17 protein-coding genes and 1 pseudogene are annotated in these 21463 nt (G+C 54.1%); 7 read left to right on the forward strand and 11 right to left on the reverse strand.

Annotated features, from left to right (window positions below; translation table 11 throughout):
* Positions 1-193 (forward strand): annotated as a pseudogene (locus IM265_RS21970) (hypothetical protein); the annotation flags it as partial.
* A gap of 53 nt (positions 194-246) precedes the next feature.
* Here the strand turns inward: IM265_RS21970 and asnB are convergent.
* From asnB to nagB, 5 genes are all read right to left on the reverse strand, one after another.
* Complete coding sequence (gene asnB, locus IM265_RS03840) at positions 247-1911, reverse strand: asparagine synthase B (protein ID WP_193031746.1); 1665 nt, start codon at positions 1909-1911, stop codon at positions 247-249.
* 250 nt (positions 1912-2161) lie between these two features.
* The gene (gene nagD / locus IM265_RS03845) at positions 2162-2914 is read right to left on the reverse strand and encodes a ribonucleotide monophosphatase NagD (protein WP_028012353.1); all 753 of its coding nucleotides are present in this window, start codon (positions 2912-2914) and stop codon (positions 2162-2164) included.
* Between the two features lie 45 nt (positions 2915-2959).
* Positions 2960-4180 (reverse strand): N-acetylglucosamine repressor, encoded by a 1221-nt coding sequence (locus tag IM265_RS03850; protein ID WP_028012354.1) that lies wholly within the window; start codon positions 4178-4180, stop codon positions 2960-2962.
* 8 nt (positions 4181-4188) lie between these two features.
* Complete coding sequence (nagA, locus tag IM265_RS03855) at positions 4189-5337, reverse strand: N-acetylglucosamine-6-phosphate deacetylase (RefSeq protein ID WP_028012355.1); 1149 nt, start codon at positions 5335-5337, stop codon at positions 4189-4191.
* Between the two features lie 55 nt (positions 5338-5392).
* Positions 5393-6193 (reverse strand): glucosamine-6-phosphate deaminase, encoded by an 801-nt coding sequence (nagB, locus tag IM265_RS03860; protein ID WP_028012356.1) that lies wholly within the window; start codon positions 6191-6193, stop codon positions 5393-5395.
* Between the two features lie 328 nt (positions 6194-6521).
* On the opposite strand from nagB, the gene nagE reads away from it, so the two are divergent.
* From nagE to chiQ, 4 genes are all read left to right on the forward strand, one after another.
* On the forward strand, positions 6522-8474 hold the full coding sequence (nagE, locus tag IM265_RS03865) for a PTS N-acetyl glucosamine transporter subunit IIABC (protein ID WP_028012357.1): 1953 nt from the start codon (positions 6522-6524) through the stop codon (positions 8472-8474).
* Positions 8475-8653: 179 nt separating this feature from the next.
* On the forward strand, positions 8654-10321 hold the full coding sequence (glnS, locus tag IM265_RS03870) for a glutamine--tRNA ligase (protein ID WP_041910779.1): 1668 nt from the start codon (positions 8654-8656) through the stop codon (positions 10319-10321).
* 447 nt (positions 10322-10768) lie between these two features.
* Positions 10769-12166, forward strand: coding sequence for a chitoporin (gene chiP / locus IM265_RS03875; protein WP_028012359.1), 1398 nt, complete (start codon positions 10769-10771; stop codon positions 12164-12166).
* 47 nt (positions 12167-12213) lie between these two features.
* A complete protein-coding gene (gene chiQ, locus IM265_RS03880) occupies positions 12214-12540 on the forward strand; it encodes a ChiQ/YbfN family lipoprotein (protein ID WP_028012360.1) in 327 nt (108 codons plus the stop codon).
* Between the two features lie 92 nt (positions 12541-12632).
* Here the strand turns inward: chiQ and fur are convergent, their stop codons facing one another.
* The 4 genes from fur to ybfF all read right to left on the reverse strand — a co-directional run bounded on the left by fur (position 12633) and on the right by ybfF (position 15243).
* Positions 12633-13079 (reverse strand): ferric iron uptake transcriptional regulator, encoded by a 447-nt coding sequence (gene fur / locus IM265_RS03885; protein ID WP_028012361.1) that lies wholly within the window; start codon positions 13077-13079, stop codon positions 12633-12635.
* 288 nt (positions 13080-13367) lie between these two features.
* The gene (fldA, locus tag IM265_RS03890) at positions 13368-13898 is read right to left on the reverse strand and encodes a flavodoxin FldA (protein ID WP_008501067.1); all 531 of its coding nucleotides are present in this window, start codon (positions 13896-13898) and stop codon (positions 13368-13370) included.
* 155 nt (positions 13899-14053) lie between these two features.
* Entirely contained in the window at positions 14054-14341 is a 288-nt protein-coding gene (gene ybfE, locus IM265_RS03895; protein ID WP_014883017.1) for a LexA regulated protein, read from the reverse strand.
* Positions 14342-14469: 128 nt separating this feature from the next.
* Positions 14470-15243: an esterase gene (gene ybfF / locus IM265_RS03900; RefSeq protein ID WP_193031744.1), complete on the reverse strand. Its 774-nt coding sequence runs from the start codon at positions 15241-15243 to the stop codon at positions 14470-14472.
* Positions 15244-15426: 183 nt separating this feature from the next.
* Here ybfF and seqA point away from each other — a divergent pair, with 183 nt between their 5' ends.
* Together seqA and pgm are read left to right on the forward strand one after the other, a co-directional pair.
* A complete protein-coding gene (gene seqA, locus IM265_RS03905; protein ID WP_028012363.1) occupies positions 15427-15975 on the forward strand; it encodes a replication initiation negative regulator SeqA in 549 nt (182 codons plus the stop codon).
* A gap of 24 nt (positions 15976-15999) precedes the next feature.
* Positions 16000-17640, forward strand: a complete 1641-nt coding sequence (gene pgm / locus IM265_RS03910) for a phosphoglucomutase (alpha-D-glucose-1,6-bisphosphate-dependent) (protein ID WP_028012364.1) — start codon at positions 16000-16002, stop codon at positions 17638-17640.
* Between the two features lie 90 nt (positions 17641-17730).
* Here the strand turns inward: pgm and potE are convergent, their stop codons facing one another.
* Together potE and speF are read right to left on the reverse strand one after the other, a co-directional pair.
* Entirely contained in the window at positions 17731-19044 is a 1314-nt protein-coding gene (gene potE / locus IM265_RS03915; RefSeq protein ID WP_045630860.1) for a putrescine-ornithine antiporter, read from the reverse strand.
* Positions 19041-21239, reverse strand: a complete 2199-nt coding sequence (speF, locus tag IM265_RS03920) for an ornithine decarboxylase SpeF (protein WP_193031742.1) — start codon at positions 21237-21239, stop codon at positions 19041-19043. Before speF ends, potE begins: the two co-directional genes overlap by 4 nt.
* Positions 21240-21463: the final 224 nt, after the last annotated feature.

Below are 21463 nucleotides of genomic sequence, written 5' to 3' on the forward strand. Positions count from 1 at the left end.
CCAACTGAGCTACGTAGCCATCTTTTTTTCGCGTTACCTTATCGGCGTTGCGGGGCGCATTATGCGTATAGACCCTTGCAGCGTCAACACCTTTTTCAACGAAAATAGCCGGAATGTGACTGTTTGGTTAGGTTGCGAACAGCGTGACCGAATATTCGGCAATTATTGGTTATTAATCGGTTTTTGGTGGTGAAATGTGAGGCAAAAAAAACAGGCCCCTGAGGGGCCTGTTTGAAATCGTTGTGATTATTTGTAGGCGGACTGGTGAACGCCTACCGCACGCCCCGATGGATCGTTCATCGCCTTGAAAGATTCATCCCATTCAATGGCTTTTGCGGATGAACAGGCCACCGACGGACCGCCAGGAACACACTCGGCAGCGCTCGGCACCGGGAACAGTTCTTCAAAGATCTCACGGTAGAGGTACGCTTCTTTCGAGCCCGGCGTGTTGTACGGGAAGCGGAAGCTTGCGGTTTCCAGCTGCTGGTCAGAAACCTGCTTCGCCGCCACCTCTTTCAGGGTGTCGATCCAGCTGTAGCCAACGCCATCAGAGAACTGCTCTTTCTGACGCCATGCCACGCTCGCCGGCAGGTAAGATTCAAAACATTCACGCAGGATATGTTTTTCCATTTTGCCGTTGCCGCACATTTTATCCTGCGGGTTGATGCGCATCGCCACGTCGAGGAATTTCTTATCCAGGAACGGCACGCGCGCTTCCACGCCCCAGGCTGACATCGCTTTGTTGGCACGCGCACAGTCGAACATATGCAGCGCCTGCAGCTTACGCACGGTCTCTTCATGAAGCTCTTTTGCGTTTGGCGCTTTGTGGAAGTACAGGTAGCCGCCAAACACTTCGTCAGAACCTTCACCGGAGAGCACCATCTTGATGCCCATCGCCTTGATCTTGCGCGACATCAGGTACATCGGCGTGGAGGCGCGAATGGTGGTTACGTCATAGGTTTCGATGTGATAGATCACATCGCGGATCGCATCCAGGCCTTCCTGCACGGTGAAATGGATCTCGTGGTGCACGGTGCCGAGGTGGTTTGCCACTTCCTGCGCGGCTTTCAGATCCGGTGCCCCTTCCAGGCCCACGGCAAAGGAGTGCAGCTGCGGCCACCAGGCCTCGGAGCGCTCCTGATCTTCCACGCGACGAGCCGCGAATTTCTTGGTGATCGCGGAGATCACGGAGGAGTCCAGACCGCCGGAGAGCAGTACGCCGTAAGGCACGTCTGACATCAGGTGGCTTTTCACGGAATCTTCCAGCGCCTGACGCAGCTCGGCTTTATCCGTCACGTTGTCTTTCACCGCGTCATAGTCAAACCAGTCGCGCTGGTAGTACGAACGGATTTCACCGTCTTTACTCCACAGGTAGCTACCCGCCGGGAACTCTTTAATGGTGCGACAAACCGGTACCAGCGCTTTCATCTCTGAAGCAACGTAGAAGTTGCCGTGTTCATCGTGCCCCATGTACAGCGGGATAATACCAATATGGTCACGGCCAATCAGGTAAGCGTCTTTTTCGCTGTCGTACAGCGCGAAGGCAAACATGCCTTGCAGCTCGTCGAGGAACTCCGGGCCTTTCTCCTGATACAGCGCCAGGATCACTTCACAGTCAGAGCCGGTCTGGAAGGCGTAGCGGTCGCCGTACTCGGCGCGCAGCGCCTGATGGTTATAAATTTCACCGTTGACGGCCAGCGCGTGCGTTTTTTTCTCGTTATACAGCGGCTGTGCACCGGCGTTGACGTCAACAATCGACAGGCGTTCGTGAGCCAGAATCGCTTTGTCGCTGGCGTAAACGCCTGACCAGTCCGGGCCGCGATGGCGCATCAGGCGGGACAATTCGAGTGCTTTTTTACGCAGTTCGCCCGCGTCAGTTTTAATATCCAGTACGCCAAAAATTGAACACATAACCTTCTCCGTTAACCCTGTTGCATTGTGATGTTGCTTGCTTATGAAAATGCCGCAAAAGAGGGGAGGGGCGCAAGGGTTTTACGGGCCAAAACGGAAAAAGTGCAATAGCGATTGCGGAATAGTGAAAAAAGAGCACGTCAAACATCCTTTTATTGATGATTATGCAATGAAAAGGGTTTTTTGTTAGATGGTGTTTTGTTTGTATAAGCTGAAAATGAAAAACCACGCCCTGGGACGTGGTTCAGAATCAAATAACGTCGATTTCGTCGACAGAGGGGTAAATCCAGCTTGGTCGGAAGGGCATCGTATCGATGTCATCAAGCTGCGAGACGCCAGAAAGTACCAGGATGGTTTCAAGCCCCGCCTGGAAGCCAGCCAGAATATCGGTGCGCAGGTTGTCGCCAACAATGACGGTTTCTTCTGAGTGTGCCTGCATCGTATTCAGCGCGGCGCGGATGATCCACGGGCTCGGTTTGCCGACAACAAAAGGCTTACGGCCCGAGATTTTTTCAATACCGGCGCACAGCGCGCCGCAGGCCGGATAGAAACCACGGCCGTGCGTATCCGGGTTGGTGGCGATAAAGCGCGCACCGTTGGCGACAAAGTAGGCTGCTTTATGCATCATCTCCCAGTTAAAGGAACGCGTTTCTCCCACGATCACAAAGTCCGGGTTCACATCGGTAATGGTAAAGCCTGCTTTATACAGCTCGTGGATCAGCGCGCCTTCACCGACCACGTAGGCTTTTTTTCCTTCCTGACGCTTCAGGAAATCCGCCGTTGCCATTGCGGAGGTATAAAACACGCTGTCCGGCACGTCGACGCCTGCGGTGGCAAAGCGGTTCGCCAGATCCTGACCGGTTTGGGAAGGGTAGTTCGTGAGTAGAACCAGTGGCATTCCTTTGTCGATGATGCGGTGAAGAAACTCCGCAGCACCCGGCACGGCAACGTTGTCGTGCATCAGCACGCCGTCGATATCACAAATTACATTCTTAATGGTCATGGACATTCCGACATCAAAAAAAGAAGGCGTTACTATAAGGTCCGATCAGGATTCCAGCAAATGCTGGAGCAGGATCCCGTTGAGCATGGCGCGCTTGACCAGCGCAAACGCGCCAATCGCCGAGCGATGGTCAAGCTTCGAACGAACCACCGGGAGGTTCTGTCGGAATGCTTTCAGCGCCTGGGTGTTGATACAGCCTTCGATGGCGGGCAGCAGCACCTTTTCCGCTTCAACAATCTCTCCGGCGATCACCACTTTCTGCGGGTTAAACAGGTTAATGGCGATGGCGATGGTTTTCCCCAGATGGCGACCTACCTGCTCGATCACCTCACAGGCCAGCGCGTCGCCTTTATTGGCGGCTTTGCAGATGGTGCCTATCTTGCAATCGTCCAGCGTGACGCGGCTTTGATAACCCTGCTCAAGCAGGTGGCGAACGCGCTGCTCGATGGCCGTGTTGGCGGCGATGGTTTCAAGGCAGCCGAAGTTGCCGCAGTGGCAGCGTTCGCCGAGCGGTTCAACCTGGATGTGGCCGATCTCGCCAACGTTACCGTTACGACCAATAAAAATACGGCCATTGGAGATAATGCCTGCGCCCGTACCGCGGTGTACGCGCACCAGAATAGAGTCTTCACAGTCCTGACTCGCACCAAAGTAGTGCTCAGCCAGCGCTAAAGATCGAATATCATGGCCGACAAAGCAGGTCACCTTAAAGCGTTTTTCCAGCGCGTCGACCAGCGCCCAGTTCTCAACCTGAATATGCGGCATGTATCGGATCACACCGCTTTCCGGGTCGACCAGGCCAGGCAGAATGACGGAGATGGCGATCAGTTCGCGGATCTTGCGCTGACAGCTTTCAATAAAGTGCGCGATAGTATTCAGCAGCGCGTGTTCCAGCGTCTCCTGAGTGCGCTCGGGCAGCGGGTAGTGCTCTTCCGCAATGGCTTTGCTGCTCAGATCGTACAGCGTGAGCGTGGTGTCATGACGACCAAGCCGGACGCCAATGGCCTGAAAGTTGCGGGTTTCGGTAATGATGGAGATGGCGCGGCGGCCCCCGGTGGAGGCCTGCTGATCGACTTCTTTGATCAAACCGCGCTCAATGAGCTGGCGGGTAATTTTTGTCACGCTGGCGGGAGCAAGCTGGCTTTGTTCGGCTATCTGGATCCGCGAGATTGGACCATGTTGGTCAATCAGGCGATAAACCGCCGCACTGTTAAGTTGTTTAACGAGATCGACATTACCGATTTGAGCTTGTCCGCCTGGTGTCATACTTTTACTTACTCAGTGACGACCTCGTTACCATTAACGATGGTCTTAATAATTTTATAATCGTGTGTGAATGCCGTCAGGTTTGCAACCATACCTGGTGCAATTCCGCCGAGCTGTTTATCCACGCCGATGGCGCGAGCCGGATAAAGGGTGGCCATACGCAGGACTTCATCAAGCGCAATCCCACAATGCTCCACCAGATTACGCACCCCTTCAATCATGGTCAAAGAGGAGCCACTCAGCGTACCGTTTTCATCCACACACAGTCCATTGCGGTAGTATATTGTTTTACCAGCAAAAATGAACTGCTCAATATTTGCACCTGCTGGCGCGGTGGCATCGGTGACCAGGCAGAGCTTGTCACCTTTCAGCCGTTTGGCGTTGCGAATGTTGGTGTAATCAACGTGCATGCCATCAGCGATAATGCCGCAGTAGACGTCTGGTTCGTCGAGAATCGCCCCGACCAGACCCGGTTCACGGCCGGTAATATACGGCATGGCGTTGTAAAGGTGGGTCGCAAAGGTAATGCCGGCACGGAAGCCCGCTTTGGCTTCTTTCAGCGTGGCGTTTGAGTGGCCTGCTGAAACCACAATCCCGGCGGCAGCCAGTTTGCTGATGACCTCAGTACCGGTCATTTCAGGCGCCAGCGTCACTTTAGCGATCACATCAGCATTGGCACACATGTAGTCGACCAGTTCAGCATCCGGCTTGCGCACGTAATCCGGGTTATGCGTGCCTTTTTTCACTATGTTCAGCCATGGCCCTTCCAGATGCAGACCCAGCGCCTGGTTCGGGTGTTTGGCGAGGTATTCGCGCATCACGCGGATACCCTGTTTCATCAGGTCATCACTGCTGGTGATGAGCGTCGGCAGATAGCTGGTGCAGCCTGATTTCTCGTTAGCTTTCTGCATGATTTCCAGCGTTTCAACCGTCACCGCCTCGGCGGTGTCATTGAACTGCACACCGCCGCAGCCGTTAAGCTGTACGTCGATGAAACCGGGGGAGATTACTGCTCCATTGAGTGAGCGCTGTTCTATCTCCGGCGGCAGTTCCGCCAGCGGGCAAACACGTTCAATCAGGCCATTGGCGATAACAATCGCATGGTCATCCAGAATTTCATGGCCGGTATAAATCCGACCGTGGGTTAAAGCGTACATATCGACCCCCGGTTAAAAAAAGCGACCGCCTCTGACAGAAGAGGCGGTTATTCAATTACAGACCTTTGATGTTCTCAGCTTCTAACTCGTTGAAGTATTTCAGCGTTTTCACCTTCAGCTCCATCGTGGACGGTTCGTCGCAGACGATGACTGATTTTGGATGCAGCTGCAGGCAGCTGATGGTCCACATGTGGTTAACGTTGCCTTCAACGGCTGCCTGGAGCGCCTGCGCTTTCACGCCGCCCAGTACCAGAATCATCACCTCTTCGGCATCCAGCAGGGTGCCTACGCCAACGGTCAGGGCGTATTTTGGAACCTGGTTCACGTCACCGTCAAAGAAGCGGGAGTTTGCCACGCGGGTGTCATGGGTCAGCGTTTTAATACGGGTACGGGAAGCCAGAGAAGAGGCTGGTTCGTTAAACGCGATATGACCATCGTTGCCCACGCCACCCATGAACAGGTGGATTTTACCGTAAGAACGGATTTTTTCTTCGTACTGACGGCATTCTGCGTCAATATCAGGCGCATTTCCATTCAGCAGGTTAATATTTTCAGCTGGGATATCAACGTGATCAAAGAAATTGCGGTGCATGAAGCTATGGTAGCTTTCAGGATGCTCCTTTGGCAGGCCGACATATTCGTCCATGTTGAAGGTCACAACGTGTTTAAAGCTAACCTGGCCCGCTTTATGCATTTCAACCAGCGCTTTGTACGCGGTCAGTGGGGTACCACCGGTTGGAAGGCCAAGAACGAAGGGACGATCGGCAGTAGGCTTGAAGGCATTAATACGGTTAACGATATGGCGAGCGGCCCATTTACCGACTTGTTCAGCAGTTGCCAGGGGAATCAGTCTCATTGTTCACCTCAAAGTTTAAGTAGAAGAGTGGGCGGATGGGTATCGGAACCTGATGCTTAAGCGTAACCTGGAACCTTTCAGGCCGGATCAATCCGTCTTGATTTTTTGAATGATAAAATAAGTTTTGGCTGTTAGCCAGTGAAAGGGAGGAGGGAATACGATATTTGGTGACAATAATCACAAAAAATAGGTGTTTAATTTGCGATACGAATTAATTTTTCACACACTCAGACTGCCAGTGAATCATCAACTGTATCTATCGTTCGTGACACAATAAAAACATAGTTTATGCGCGAGTCTTAATAATGGGTCTCGTAGGGGGAATAGGATGAATATTTTAGGTTTTTTCCAGCGCCTCGGTAGGGCTTTGCAGCTCCCTATCGCCGTGCTACCGGTTGCAGCGTTGCTGCTGCGATTCGGGCAACCCGATCTTCTTAACGTGCCGTTTATTGCCCAGGCAGGCGGCGCCATTTTTGACAACCTTGCGCTGATCTTCGCCATCGGCGTGGCGTCAAGCTGGTCAAAAGACAGCGCCGGTGCTGCGGCACTGGCAGGGGCGGTAGGTTACTTCATCCTCACGAAAGCGATGGTAACCATCAACCCGGAAATCAACATGGGTGTACTGGCGGGTATCATTACCGGTCTGGTCGGTGGTGCCGTGTACAACCGCTGGGCGGGTATCAAACTGCCTGACTTCCTGAGCTTCTTCGGCGGTAAACGTTTTGTGCCAATTGCGACGGGCTTTTTCTGTCTGATCCTGGCAGCTATCTTTGGCTACGTCTGGCCGCCGGTGCAGCATGCTATCCATGCGGGCGGCGAGTGGATTGTTTCAGCGGGTGCAGTGGGCTCAGGTATCTTTGGCTTTATCAACCGTCTGCTGATCCCAACCGGTCTGCATCAGGTGCTGAACACCATCGCCTGGTTCCAGATTGGTGAGTTCACCAATGCTGCGGGCACCGTATTCCACGGCGACATCAACCGCTTCTATGCGGGTGACGGCACCGCGGGTATGTTCATGTCTGGCTTCTTCCCAATCATGATGTTTGGTCTGCCGGGCGCTGCACTGGCAATGTACCTGGCTGCGCCAAAAGCGCGTCGCCCAATGGTTGGCGGCATGCTGCTGTCCGTTGCGATTACCGCGTTCCTGACCGGTGTAACCGAGCCGCTGGAATTCCTGTTCATGTTCCTGGCGCCAGTGCTGTACCTCATGCATGCGGTGCTTACCGGTATCAGCCTGTTTGTGGCGACCCTGCTGGGCATCCATGCTGGCTTCTCCTTCTCTGCAGGCGCGATCGACTACGTGTTGATGTACAACCTGCCGGCGGCAAGCAAAAACGTCTGGATGCTGGTGGTAATGGGTCTGGTCTTCTTCGTCATCTACTTCGTGCTGTTCACTGCGGTTATTCGTATGTTTAACCTCAAAACACCAGGCCGCGAAGATACCAAAGACGAAGTGGTCACCAACGAAGCCAACAGCAATACCGAAGAGGGTCTGACTCAGCTGGCGACCAGCTATATCGCTGCCGTCGGTGGGACTGACAACCTGAAAGCGATTGACGCCTGTATCACCCGTCTGCGTCTGACGGTGGGTGACTCGGCGCGCGTAAGCGACGCAATGTGTAAACGCCTTGGTGCATCGGGCGTGGTTAAACTGAACAAACAAACTATCCAGGTTATCGTAGGCGCCAAAGCGGAATCCATTGGCGACGAAATGAAGAAAGTGGTTGCCCGTGGCCCGGTCGCGGCGGCATCAGCCGATAGCGCACCTGCGTCGACGGCTGCGCCAGTTGCTAAGCCGCAGGCCGTGCCGAACGCCGTGACGGTGGCCGCGCTGGTCTCTCCGGTAACGGGTGACGTGGTTGACCTTGAGCAGGTGCCTGATGAAGCGTTCGCCAGCAAAGCGGTCGGTGACGGCGTGGCGGTGAAACCAACGGACAAAACCGTTGTGTCTCCGGCGGCAGGCACCATCGTGAAAATCTTCAACACCAACCACGCGTTCTGCCTCGAAACCGAAAAAGGCGCGGAGATCGTTGTCCATATGGGGATCGATACCGTTGCGCTGAACGGTCAGGGCTTTACTCGCCTGGTGGAAGAGGGGGCCGAAGTGGTGGCAGGTCAGCCGATTCTGGAAATGGATCTGGACTTCCTGAACGCCAACGCGCGCTCGATGATTAGTCCGGTGGTTTGCAGCAACATCGACGACTTTAGCGGTCTGGTACTCCAGGCGAAAGGTCAGGTGGTTGCGGGTCAGACACCGCTGTATGAGATTAAAGGCAAGTAATCGCTCCTGAGTAGAGTCATGCCTTAAGCGGCGGGGGATATCCTCCGCCGCTTTTTTTTGCAGCAAACGCCCCCATTATTTTCATCTGATACGTATTTTCCGTAACTAAGGGTTGTCACTACGTCCGGCTTATAAGATCATACGCCGTTATACGTTGTTTACGCTTTGAGGAATCCACGATGAGTGAGGCAGAAGCCCGCCCGAGTAACTTTATTCGTCAGATCATCGATGAAGATCTGGCCAGTGGTAAGCACACCACGGTACATACGCGTTTCCCGCCGGAGCCGAACGGCTACCTGCACATTGGTCACGCGAAATCGATCTGCCTGAACTTTGGCATTGCGCAAGACTACCAGGGGCAGTGCAACCTGCGTTTCGATGACACCAACCCAGTAAAAGAAGACATCGAATACGTTGAGTCCATTAAAAACGACGTGCAATGGCTGGGCTTCAACTGGTCTGGCGATATCTGCTACTCCTCTGACTATTTTGATCAGCTGTATGCCTACGCGGTGGAGCTGATCAACAAAGGTCTGGCCTACGTTGATGAGCTGTCTGCGGACGAAATCCGCGAGTATCGCGGTACGCTGACTGCACCAGGCAAAAACAGCCCGTTCCGCGATCGCAGCGTGGAAGAGAACCTGGCGCTGTTTGAAAAAATGCGTGCCGGTGGCTTCGAAGAAGGTAAAGCGTGCCTGCGTGCCAAAATCGATATGGCGTCGCCGTTTATCGTGATGCGCGATCCGGTGCTGTACCGCATTAAGTTCGCAGAACACCACCAGACCGGCAACAAATGGTGCATCTACCCGATGTACGACTTCACCCACTGCATCAGCGATGCGCTGGAAGGGATTACGCACTCGCTGTGTACGCTGGAGTTCCAGGATAACCGTCGTCTGTACGACTGGGTGCTGGATAACATCACCATTCCTGTGCATCCGCGTCAGTACGAGTTCTCTCGTCTGAATCTGGAATACACCGTGATGTCCAAGCGTAAGCTGAACCTGCTGGTGACCGACAAGCACGTTGAAGGCTGGGATGACCCGCGCATGCCGACCATCTCCGGCCTGCGTCGTCGTGGTTACACTGCCGCTTCTATTCGTGAGTTCTGCAAACGTATCGGCGTGACCAAGCAGGACAACACCATCGAAATGGCGTCTCTGGAATCCTGCATTCGTGAAGATCTTAACGAAAACGCCCCGCGCGCGATGGCTGTTATCGATCCGGTGAAACTGGTTATTGAAAATTACCCGCAGGGTGGAAGCGAGCTGGTCTCTATGCCTAACCATCCGAATAAACCGGAAATGGGAAGCCGCGACGTGCCGTTCAGCGGTGAGATCTGGATCGACCGTGCTGACTTCCGTGAAGAAGCTAATAAGCAGTACAAGCGTCTGGTGTTGGGTAAAGAAGTTCGTCTGCGTAACGCCTACGTCATCAAAGCCGAGCGCGTAGAGAAAGATGCTGAAGGTAACATTACCACCATCTTCTGTTCGTACGATGCTGAGACGCTGAGCAAAGATCCGGCAGACGGCCGCAAGGTGAAAGGCGTGATCCACTGGGTGAGCGCTTCCCACGCGCTGCCGGTAGAAATTCGTCTGTACGATCGTCTGTTTAGCGTGCCTAACCCGGGTGCGGCGGAAGACTTCCTGGCGACCATCAATCCGGAATCTTTGGTGATCAAGCAAGGTTATGCGGAGCCATCGCTGAAAGCCGCTGAAGCGGGCAAAGCGTTCCAGTTCGAGCGTGAAGGTTACTTCTGCCTGGACAGCCGTTACAGCACGGCAGAAAAACCGGTATTTAACCGTACCGTAGGTCTGCGTGATACCTGGACCAAGATCGGCGAATAATAACGTTGCACTGGTCAATGAGAAACAAACGCCGCTTATAGCGGCGTTTTTTTATTTAATGATCATATCGTTAAAGTAGGCCCGTAATTAGGCCAGCTAAAATTTTTGGTCAATACGGTGCTACTTATTTTTCTAAAAAAAGTTTGTCTGTTTCATAAAAAAGAGAATTAAGACAAATACGGGTTTTATTACGATCTGATACGCCGAAATTACCTTCTCTACCCCCGCCACACCTCGCATCCGGCCAAATGTTACAAAGCACTACCAATTATGTGCACTTCGTCATAATCCTGACTTTTGCCCAATGAAAAGCATTGATAATTCGCGTCGCGAAAAATAACCTAAAGACGGTAGTTAATTCGAGGGTATTTATAACTACCCCTGGCCTTTTGGTCTTTTATATTTTCGCCGTTTAAGGCGTTTTAATTCGTCAAAGAGGAATAATCTATGCGTACGTTCAGTGGCAAACGTAGTGCGCTGGCGCTGGCTATTGCCGGTGTGACAGCAATGTCGGGCCTGGTGGTGACACCAGAGGCAAAAGCAGCAGGTTTCATCGAAGATTCTACCCTCACTGGCGGTATTTATTACTGGCAGCGTGAACGTGACCGTAAAGATGTCACAGAAGATAAATACAAAACCAACCTCTCACACTCCACCTGGAACGCCAACCTGGACTTCCAGTCAGGCTACGCCGCCGATATGTTCGGTCTGGATATTGCCGCGTTTACGGCGATTGAAATGGCTGAAAATGGCGACAGCGGCCACCCGAACGAAATTGCCTTCTCCTCCAGCAATAAAGCCTATGACGAAGACTGGTCAGGGGATAAAAGCGGCATCAGCCTTTATAAGGCCGCAGCGAAATTCAAATACGGCCCGGTATGGGCGCGTGGGGGCTATATTCAGCCAACCGGCCAGACGCTGTTAGCGCCGCACTGGAGCTTTATGCCTGGTACCTATCAGGGGGCAGAAGCCGGGGCTAACTTTGACTACGGTGATGCAGGTGCGTTGAGCTTCTCCTATATGTGGACCAACGAGTACAAAGCGCCGTGGCACATTGAGATGGACAAGTTCTACCAGAACGATAAGAAAACCAAAGTCGATTACCTCCACTCGCTGGGCGCGAAGTACGACTTCAAAAACGATCTGGTTCTGGAAGCCGCATTTGGTCAGGCGGAAGGCTATATCGATCAGTATTTTGCTAAAGCCAGCTACAAATTTGATATCGCCGGTAGTCCGCTGAGCACCAGCTACCAGTTCTACGGTACGCGCGATAAGGTCAGCGATGGCAGCGTAAATGACATTTATAACGGTACCGCGTGGCTGCAGGCGTTAACCTTTGGCTACAAGGTCGGCCAGGTTGATTTGCGCCTGGAAGGGACATGGGTGAAGGCGGAAGGGCAGCAGGGCTACTTCCTGCAGCGTATGACGCCGACCTATGCCTCATCCAACGGTCGTCTGGATATCTGGTGGGATAACCGCTCAGACTTCAACGCCGACGGCGAGAAAGCGGTCTTCTTCGGCGCCATGTATGACCTGAAAAACTGGAACCTGCCGGGCTGGGCGGTGGGCGCTTCTTACGCTTACGCCTGGGATGCAAAACCAGCAGACATGGCGACGCCGGATGCGTACTACGATCCAAATTATCGCCTGAAAGAGTCCTCCTACAGCCTGGATGCTATCTACACCCTGCAGGATGGCCGCGCGAAAGGCACGATGTTCAAGCTGCACTTTACGCAGTATGACAACCACTCCGATATCCCAAGCTATGCGGGCGGTTACGGCAACATCTTCCAGGATGAACGTGACGTCAAATTCATGGTTATTGCCCCATTCACCATCTTCTGATGAGCACACCGGCGGGCTGAGTCCCGCCGATCTGGAGACTGCATATGATGAAAAAAATCGTAATCGTCGCGCTGATGGCATCAGGGCTGGTGGCGTGTGTTCAGACTCAGGCACCGAAAGAGGACGCCCGTCTGAAGGAGGCGTATAGCGCCTGTATTAATACCGCGGAAGGATCGCCTGAGAAAATTGAAGCCTGCCAGAGCGTGCTAAATGTGTTAAAGAAAGAGAAAGCGCATGAGGCGTTCGCGACGCAGGAGAATGTTCGCGTGATGGATTATCAGGCCTGCATCCAGGCACGTAAAACCGGTAACGATCAGGAAGTGGCGAAGCGTTGCGATAAAATCTGGAACGAGATACGCAATAACAACAAATAAGTTGCTCTACGCCCGGTGGCACTTTGCTTACCGGGCTTTTTTAATGCAAAAAAAAGCCAACCTTACGGCTGGCTCAGAGTATGAACGCTAACTTATTTTGTGTCGTGAGCGTGTTCATTCTCGCGGCAATCCCCTTCAGCGCAGTGACCGTAAAGGTACAGGCTGTGGTTGGTCAGGCGAATGCCATGACGAGCTGCGATTTCACGCTGACGCGCTTCGATGGAATCATCGCTAAATTCAATGACCTTGCCGCAATCGAGGCAGATCAGGTGATCGTGGTGATGCTGCTGGGTCAGTTCGAATACAGATTTACCGCCTTCGAAATTATGACGGGTAACAATGCCCGCGTCATCAAACTGGTTCAGCACGCGATATACAGTGGCCAGCCCAATCTCTTCACCCATGTCGATAAGACGTTTATAAAGGTCTTCCGCACTGACATGGTGATTGTCTGGACCCTGAAGCACTTCCAGGATTTTTAACCGAGGAAGCGTTACTTTCAGGCCAGCCTTCTTTAATGCGGTATTGTTGTCAGTCATGCGGAATCTGTCCTGTTGCTAAACGATTCACTTCTCTGGGAAGTGACAGAAAATGCACCTGGGATAATGCGTCTCATTATAGAACTGCCATGCCTAAATGAAAACTGCAAGTCTCAGGCAAAGTATGCTTATAAAAACGTGGTATCACCTACAAACTTGCTCAATGGAAACCACATTTTGCCAGGGAGACATTGTACAGGTCTGGGCGAAAAAGTTAAAAGTTTGTAGCAATTAATTTAATCGGTTTTACCTGGAAAAGGGGCGCAACCCGCGTTGCGCCGTAAAAAATCAGGCGTTGAGAATATCGTCCAGATGCAGTTCTTCGCGGATCTGTTTAACCCACTTCTCTACACGCTCTGCGGTCAGTTCTGGCTGACGGTCTTCGTCAATGGCAAGTCCGACAAAATGATCGTCATCGGCCAGGCCTTTAGAGGCTTCGAAGTGGTAACCGGCAGTCGGCCAGTGGCCCACAATAACCGCGCCATTAGGCTCAATGATGTCGCGAATCGTCCCCAGCGCATCACAGAAGTACTCGGCGTAATCTTCCTGATCGCCACAACCGAACAGGGCAACCAGCTTGCCGTTGAAGTCCACCTCTTCCAGCGTCGGGAAGAAATCGTCCCAGTCGCACTGGGCTTCACCATAGTACCAGGTTGGAATACCCAGCAGCAGAATGTCATAGCCCTCGAGATCTTCTTTGCTGCTCTTGGCGATGTCATGCACATCAGCAACGTCTTTACCGAGCTGTTTCTGAATGTTTTTTGCGATATTTTCGGTATTGCCGGTATCACTGCCGAAGAAAATGCCGATGATTGCCATGAGTAAAATAACCTCTTGAAACTTAATGGTATGGTGGCGCAATTCGGCCACGGATAAGGGCAATAATAGCAGAACTGGCAACCCTGCGGAAACCGCTATCGCGCAGGACTGCACTCTGTGCTACATGAAAAGGGCGATAAAGGGGTTTTTCAGACTTATGCCTGGCTGCGCAGCGTCTCAAGTTGGGCGATGAGCATCTCTTCAATAAGCTCGCTGCGGCTGATATTACGCGCCTCTGCCAGCTCGTTAAGCGCATCGACCGCGTCGGCGTTGAGCTTCAGTTCGACACGCTTAAGCCCACGATTTTTATCGCGTTTAAGCTGATTGCGTTTATTGATACGCAGCTGTTCATCGCGCGAAAGCGGATTCGTTTTCGGTCGTCCCGGTCGACGCTCATTCGCGAACAGATCTAGTGTCGTACGGTCCGTTTGTTCTTTGGCCATGATTATGAGACTTCGGGGGAAACACGCCGCCCTGCTAAAGCCCGGGCGATAAGCGCGCCATCATACATCACCAAAAACGGCACGCCAACGACTGGAAGCCCGTCATCTTCCAGTCGCTCTCTTTTTAATCAATTTGCAGTATCAGCGAGATAGCGGCGAATGGCGCGCAGTACAGCATCCGGTTTTTCCGCATGCACCCAGTGTCCGGCACCGGCAATGACGTGGGCGCGCGCCTGCGGGAATTGTGCCAGCAGCGTGTCGCGGTACGCGTCGGTAATATAAGGAGAGTTACCGCCGCGAATAAAGAGGGCAGGATGCGGCCAGGCGGGAACGGTTTCCCAGCCCACGATATTGTTGTACTGGTCCCACAGCACCGGCACGTTAAAACGCCACTGCCCGTCAACAAACGACTTCAAAAGGAACTGCACCACGCCTTCTTCATCAAGATGCTCACGCATAACCGCTGCAGCCTGCTGACGAGTGGAAACGCCAGCTTCGGTTACGGCATTGATCGCCGCGAAAATCTCATCGTGACGGCGAACGTCGTAATCCACAGGCGCAACGTCAATCACGACAAGCCCGGAAATTCGCTCTGGCGCCAGCGCGGTGAGCGCCATAACCGCTTTACCGCCCATTGAATGCCCGATGAGGGTCACCTTCTGCAGGTTGTGCGCGTCCAGCGTATCCAGCAGATCGTGCGCCATTGCCGCATAGGTCATCTCGTCTGAGCGGCCGGAAAGCCCGTGGTTGCGCATATCGACCTGTAAAATATCGTGATCGGTAACCAAATCGCGGGCCAGCACGCCCAGGTTATCCAGGCTGCCAAAAAGTCCATGAACCAGCACGATGGGGGAATTATTGTTCGGCGATTGTGCAGTTTGCGCTCGGGTATTCAATTTCATGGCAAAGTTCTTTTTTTACGTATGTCAGGTTAGGGTATCATGTTGACCATTCTGCCGCCCGGCTGCAAGGTTCCAGTTTAATCTGACTTTTGCCGCCAACCTGGTTTGACGCTATCCGCTGTTGGGATTTGACCTTATAATCCCAATGACTTGTATTCAGATAAGATATCGCACTGGATTAAGATGAAAACAATCGAAGTTGATGACGAACTCTATCAGTATATTGCCAGCCAGACGCGGCATATCGGGGAGAGCGCGTCCGACATTTTACGGCGCATGCTTAAAATTTCCGCCGCTTCACAGCCTGCCACCCCAGTTACCAAAGATGTCGTGTCTCAGCCGAGCGTTGCTGCACAAGCAAAACCTGCCGTGACGCCGGTAAAAGATAAAGTGCGCGCGATGCGCGAACTGCTGCTCTCCGACGAATATGCGGAGCAGAAAAAGGCGGTTAACCGTTTTATGCTGGTGCTGTCTACACTTTACTCCCTGGATAACAAAGCGTTTGCTGAAGCGACCGAGTCGCTGCACGGCCGTACCCGCGTCTATTTCGCGGGCGACGAGCAGACGCTGCTGCAAAATGGCAATCAAACCAAACCTAAACATGTCCCTGGCACTCCGTACTGGGTGATCACCAATACCAATACGGGCCGCAAGTGCAGCATGATTGAACACATCATGCAGTCCATGCAGTTCCCGGCGGAATTGATTGAAAAGGTTTGCGGTACAATTTAACCCTTGCATCATAAGGACCCGGTAATGGCAAATCACAGCCGTGCAGGCCAACCTGCACAACAAAGCGATTTGATTAACGTCGCTCAGCTGACCGCGCAGTATTACGTGCTGAAACCGGTCGTGGGCAACGCAGAACACGCAGTGAAGTTTGGTACATCTGGTCACCGCGGCAGCGCGGCGCGCCACAGCTTTAACGAACCGCACATTCTGGCCATTGCTCAGGCCATTGCGGAAGAGCGCGCTAAAAACGGCGTTACCGGTCCGTGCTACGTGGGCAAAGATACCCATGCGCTGTCTGAACCGGCGTTTATTTCCGTGCTGGAAGTGCTGGCGGCGAACGGTGTGGACGTGATTGTTCAGGAGAACAATGGGTTTACTCCAACACCGGCGGTATCAAACGCGATCCTTGTGCACAACAAAAAAGGTGGCGCGCAGGCTGACGGTATCGTCATCACGCCATCCCACAACCCGCCGGAAGACGGTGGTATCAAATACAACCCGCCTAACGGCGGCCCGGCTGACACTAACGTCACCAAAGTGGTGGAAGATCGTGCAAACGCGCTGCTGGCCGACGGTCTGAAAGGCGTTAAACGTATTTCTCTTGATGAGGCGATGGCCTCCGGCCACGTGAAAGAGCAGGATCTGGTTCAGCCGTTTGTGGAAGGGCTGGCGGATATCGTCGATATGGCGGCGATTCAGAAAGCTGGCCTGAAGCTGGGCGTGGATCCGCTGGGCGGCTCCGGTATTGAGTACTGGAAGCGCATCGCCGAGCACTACAAGCTGGATCTGACCATCGTGAACGATCACGTCGATCAGACCTTCCGCTTTATGCACCTGGACAAAGACGGCGCGATCCGTATGGACTGCTCCTCCGAATGCGCGATGGCGGGCCTGCTGGCGCTGCGCGATAAATTCGACCTGGCGTTTGCTAACGACCCGGACTATGACCGTCACGGCATCGTCACCCCTGCCGGGCTGATGAATCCGAACCACTATCTGGCTGTTGCGATCAACTACCTGTTCCAGCACCGTCCGCAGTGGGGCAAAGAGGTGGCTGTCGGTAAAACGCTGGTCTCTTCTGCGATGATCGACCGCGTGGTGGACGCGCTGGGCCGCAAGCTGGTGGAAGTGCCGGTAGGCTTCAAGTGGTTCGTTGACGGTCTGCACGACGGCAGCTTTGGCTTCGGCGGCGAAGAGAGCGCAGGCGCGTCCTTCCTGCGTTTCGACGGCACCCCGTGGTCAACCGATAAAGACGGCATCATCATGTGCCTGCTGGCGGCGGAGATTACCGCGGTTACCGGCAAGAATCCGCAGGAACACTACAACGAGCTGGCTGCACGCTTTGGTGCACCAAGCTATAACCGTATTCAGGCTGGCGCGACCTCTGCGCAAAAAGCGGCTTTGTCCAAACTCTCTCCGGAGATGGTCAGCGCAAGCACCCTGGCAGGCGATCCGATCACCGCGCGTCTGACGGCGGCACCCGGTAACGGTGCGTCTATCGGCGGCCTGAAAGTGATGACCGAAAATGGCTGGTTCGCCGCGCGTCCGTCCGGTACGGAAGATGCGTACAAGATCTATTGCGAAAGCTTCCTCGGCGCTGAGCATCGCCAGCAGATTGAGAAAGAAGCGGTAGAGATTGTCAGCGAAGTGCTGAAAAACGCATAACTGCGGTTTGTATGCCGGGCGGCACTGCGTTTGCCCGGCATACAACAGCGATCGTAGGCCCGGTAAGCGTTAGCGCCACCGGGCTTTTTTTTAGCTATGTTTGTTCTTCAATTCAAATCTCGGCGACACCAGACCGTACAGCGTCCAGCCCATGAAGGTCACTATCGCCCCGTACAGCATCGCCTCCTGGCCGGACGAGTAGAGCGCATAGAAGCTGTATATCGCCCCAACCAGCGCCACGATATTCGCTACTCGCGCTTTGTGCGGATCCACCTTCGCCACCTTCTGAATGATCGCCAGCGCCGCCATCGACAGAATATACGGGATGATGTTCGTCACCACCGCCAGGTTGACCAGCACGTTGAACTGGCTGTTCAGCGACGGGCTGATGGTCATTAGCGATAATCCGCTCTGGAAGATGACAATTGCCAGCATCCCCTGCACCGGCGCATCGGCTTTGGTCACGCGGGAGAAGATTTTCGGGAAATATCCTTCATCTGCCGAAGATTTAAAAACCTGTGCAATGGTGAACTGCCAGCCAAGCAGCGATCCGCAGCAGGACATCACCATCAACCCCATGATCACTTTCCCGACTTCCGGGGTGAACATCTGCGCAAAGGCCAGTCCGAACGGTGCCGTGGAGTTAGCCAGATCCATGTTTGGCACGATCCCCGCTATCACGTTGGTTGAAACGATATAGATCACCGCCGCGCCCAGCGTCCCGCCGAGAACCGCAATCGGCACGTTCTTCTCCGGGTTTTCCACCACTTCCGCATTTGCGCAGGCGGATTCCAGGCCCAGGAAAGCCCAGAGCGTCATGGCGATAGACGAGCCCACGGCGGTGAAGAACGGCACATGGTGCGGGTTCCAGGAGTTGGCGTACAGCGTCGGGCTAAACCAGAACCAGCCGATGATGCACAGACCGACCACCGGGATGATCACGCCCCAGACGGTAATGCTGCTGAGCTGTCCGGTGATGCGCGCGCCGCCAAAGTTGGCGACGGTACAGATCCACAGCACGCCGATCGTCGCCAGCCCAATTTGCACCGGGCTGAGCGTCGCGCCAAACAGCTCCGTACCGTAGCCCACGGCGGAGATGGCAATCGCCACGTTGGCGATCAGCAGCGACACCCCATAGGTATAGTTCGCCATAAAGTTGCCGGACTTGCCGAAGGCGTACTCGGCATAGCCGCCCATGCCGCCTGACTTGCGGCTGAACATCCCGCACTTGGCAAACGCCCACGCCAGCGCCATCGAGCCGACAGCCGTCACCAGCCAGGAGATGATAGAGATGGTCCCCACTTCGGCAAGCTTGGTGGGCAGCATGATAATCCCGGAGCCCATCATGTTAACCATGGTGAGGATAGTCAGCTGCACCACGCCCATCTTATTGGACTTGCTCATAATTTTTCTCCTTTCAGCAGCGATGGCTGAGCAGCGGATTGTTTGATGACGTAGCAGCGAACCTGTTTGCGACCGTCACACTCCTCGACGTACACGCCCTGCAGCTCCGGTGCGAAGCCCGGCAGCAGGTTGATGCCTTCTTCCAGCGCGGCAAAGTAGCGCAGCACGGAACCGCCCCAGACTTCCCCTGGAACCACGCACAGTACCCCCGGTGGGTAAGGGAGAGCGCCTTCGGCGGCGATGCGGCCTTCCGCGTCGCGCAGGGAGACCAGCTCCACTTCTCCGCGCAGGTAGGCGTAGTTCGCGTCCTGCGGGTTCATCATCACCCGCGGGAAGTGAGACTTGCGGAACATCTCTTTTTGCAGCTGCTTCACGTTGTGACGGGCGTACAGGTCGTGCATCTCCTGGCAGATCTGGCGCAGGGTGTAACCCGCGTAACGTTCCGGATGCTGTTTGTAGAGGGAGGGCAGGACGTCTTTCAGCGGCACATCGCTCTCAAGCAGTTTTTCGAAGCGCACCAGCTGGGCGACCAGCTGCTGCAGCTTGCCCATGTCCTCCGCAGGGGTGAGCAGGAACAGGATCGAGTTGAGATCGCATTTTTCCGGCACGATGCCGTTTTCACGCAGGAAGTTGGCGAGAATGGTGGCGGGCACACCGAAGTCGTCATACTCCCCGGTGCGGGTGTTAATGCCCGGCGTGGTCAGCAGCAGCTTGCACGGGTCGATAAAATACTGATGCTCAGCGTAGCCTTCAAAGGCGTGCCAGCGTTCACCCGGTACGAAATGGAAGAAGCGCAGATCGGTTGCAATCTCTGCCGTGTCCCAGCTTTCCCACGCGCGGCCATCCACCGTCTCGGGCACAAATGGACGAATAAATCGGCAGTTCTCCAGGATCAGCTTGCGCGCCTCAATGCCCGTCACCACGCAGTCCATCCACATGTTGAGGCCGCTTTGCCCCTCATGCATGCGGGCGTTAATGTCCAGCGCGGCAAACAGCGGATAAAACGGGCTGGTGGAGGCGTGCATCATAAAGGCATTGTTGAGCCGCTTATGTGGAACATAGCGCTGCTGGCCTTTGATGTGGCTGTCCTTCTTGTGAATTTGCGAGGTCTGCGAGAAGCCAGCCTGCTGTTTATGCACGGACTGGGTGACCAGGATCCCCGGATCGTTCTCGTTCAGCTCCAGCAGCAGCGGCGAGCAGTCGGCCATCATCGGAATAAACTGCTCGTAACCCACCCAGGCCGAGTCAAACAGGATGTAATCACACAGGTGCCCAATCTTATCTACCACCTGACGGGCGTTGTAGATGGTGCCATCGTAGGTGCCCAGCTGGATCACCGCCAGACGGAACGGACGCGCATCGCGTGCACGGCCAGGCGCCACCTCTGCCACCCGTTCACGCAGGTAGCTCTCCTCAAAGCAGTGCGCGTCAATGCCGCCGATAAAGCCGTACGGGTTGCGCGCGGTTTCCAGATAGACCGGCGTTGCGCCAGCCTGGAGGAGGGCACCGTGGTGGTTAGACTTGTGGTTATTACGGTCGAACAGCACCAGATCGCCTGGGGTGAGCAGGGCGTTAAGCACCACTTTGTTGGACGACGAGGTGCCATTCAGCACGAAGTAGGTCTTATCGGCGTTAAAGACTTTTGCCGCATGCTGCTGGGCAATGCACGGTGCGCCTTCGTGGATCAGCAGATCCCCCATCGCCACGTCGGCGTTGCACAGATCGGAGCGGAACAACGTCTCGCCAAAGAAATCGACAAACTGATTGCCGGCAGGATGACGGCGGAAAAACTGCCCGCCCTGATGCCCCGGGCAGTCAAACGCGCTGTTGCCCTGCTTCACGTAGTCGACAAGGGCGCGGAAAAACGGCGGGCGCAGCTGGGTTTCATACTTCTGCGCGGCCGCTTCCAGCTGGCGTCCATAAAAGTCTTTGCTGGTGTCTGAATGCTCAAATACGCCGTGAATGCGCGATAAATAATCTGTCGGGATGATCTCTTCTTTGTGCGTCGCCACAAATACGGGAATGCCAAAACCGGTAGCTTCTATTTCTTCCAGGATACCGCTGGCAATATCCGTGACCGCCAGAACAATGGCTGCAACATCAATATAATCAGAAGCGCGGACATCCACCACTTCACGCTGGGTAGTAAAGCAGTCCGGACATGCACGGCTGGCTGCGATTTTTAAATTTTTCATCTTTCTCTCTTTATTTTAGGTAATAAGCGTCCCTCGATTTCTTGCAAGAAAGAAATCGATAATTTTCCGGAAAAAAAGCAATGGGTAGCCGCTGATTAAAATCAGTGAATTGCTTTTTTGATGATTGAAATTCAGTTCGCCCGGTGCGGATTAGTCTGAATCAAGATGAATGAGCGCACGAGTTCACAGGCAATTGCCTGTAAGTTAAGGTGTTTCAGGATAAC

Origin of the sequence: Enterobacter cloacae complex sp. P17RS (genome assembly GCF_014895885.1) — a bacterium.
GTDB lineage: Bacteria > Pseudomonadota > Gammaproteobacteria > Enterobacterales > Enterobacteriaceae > Enterobacter > Enterobacter bugandensis.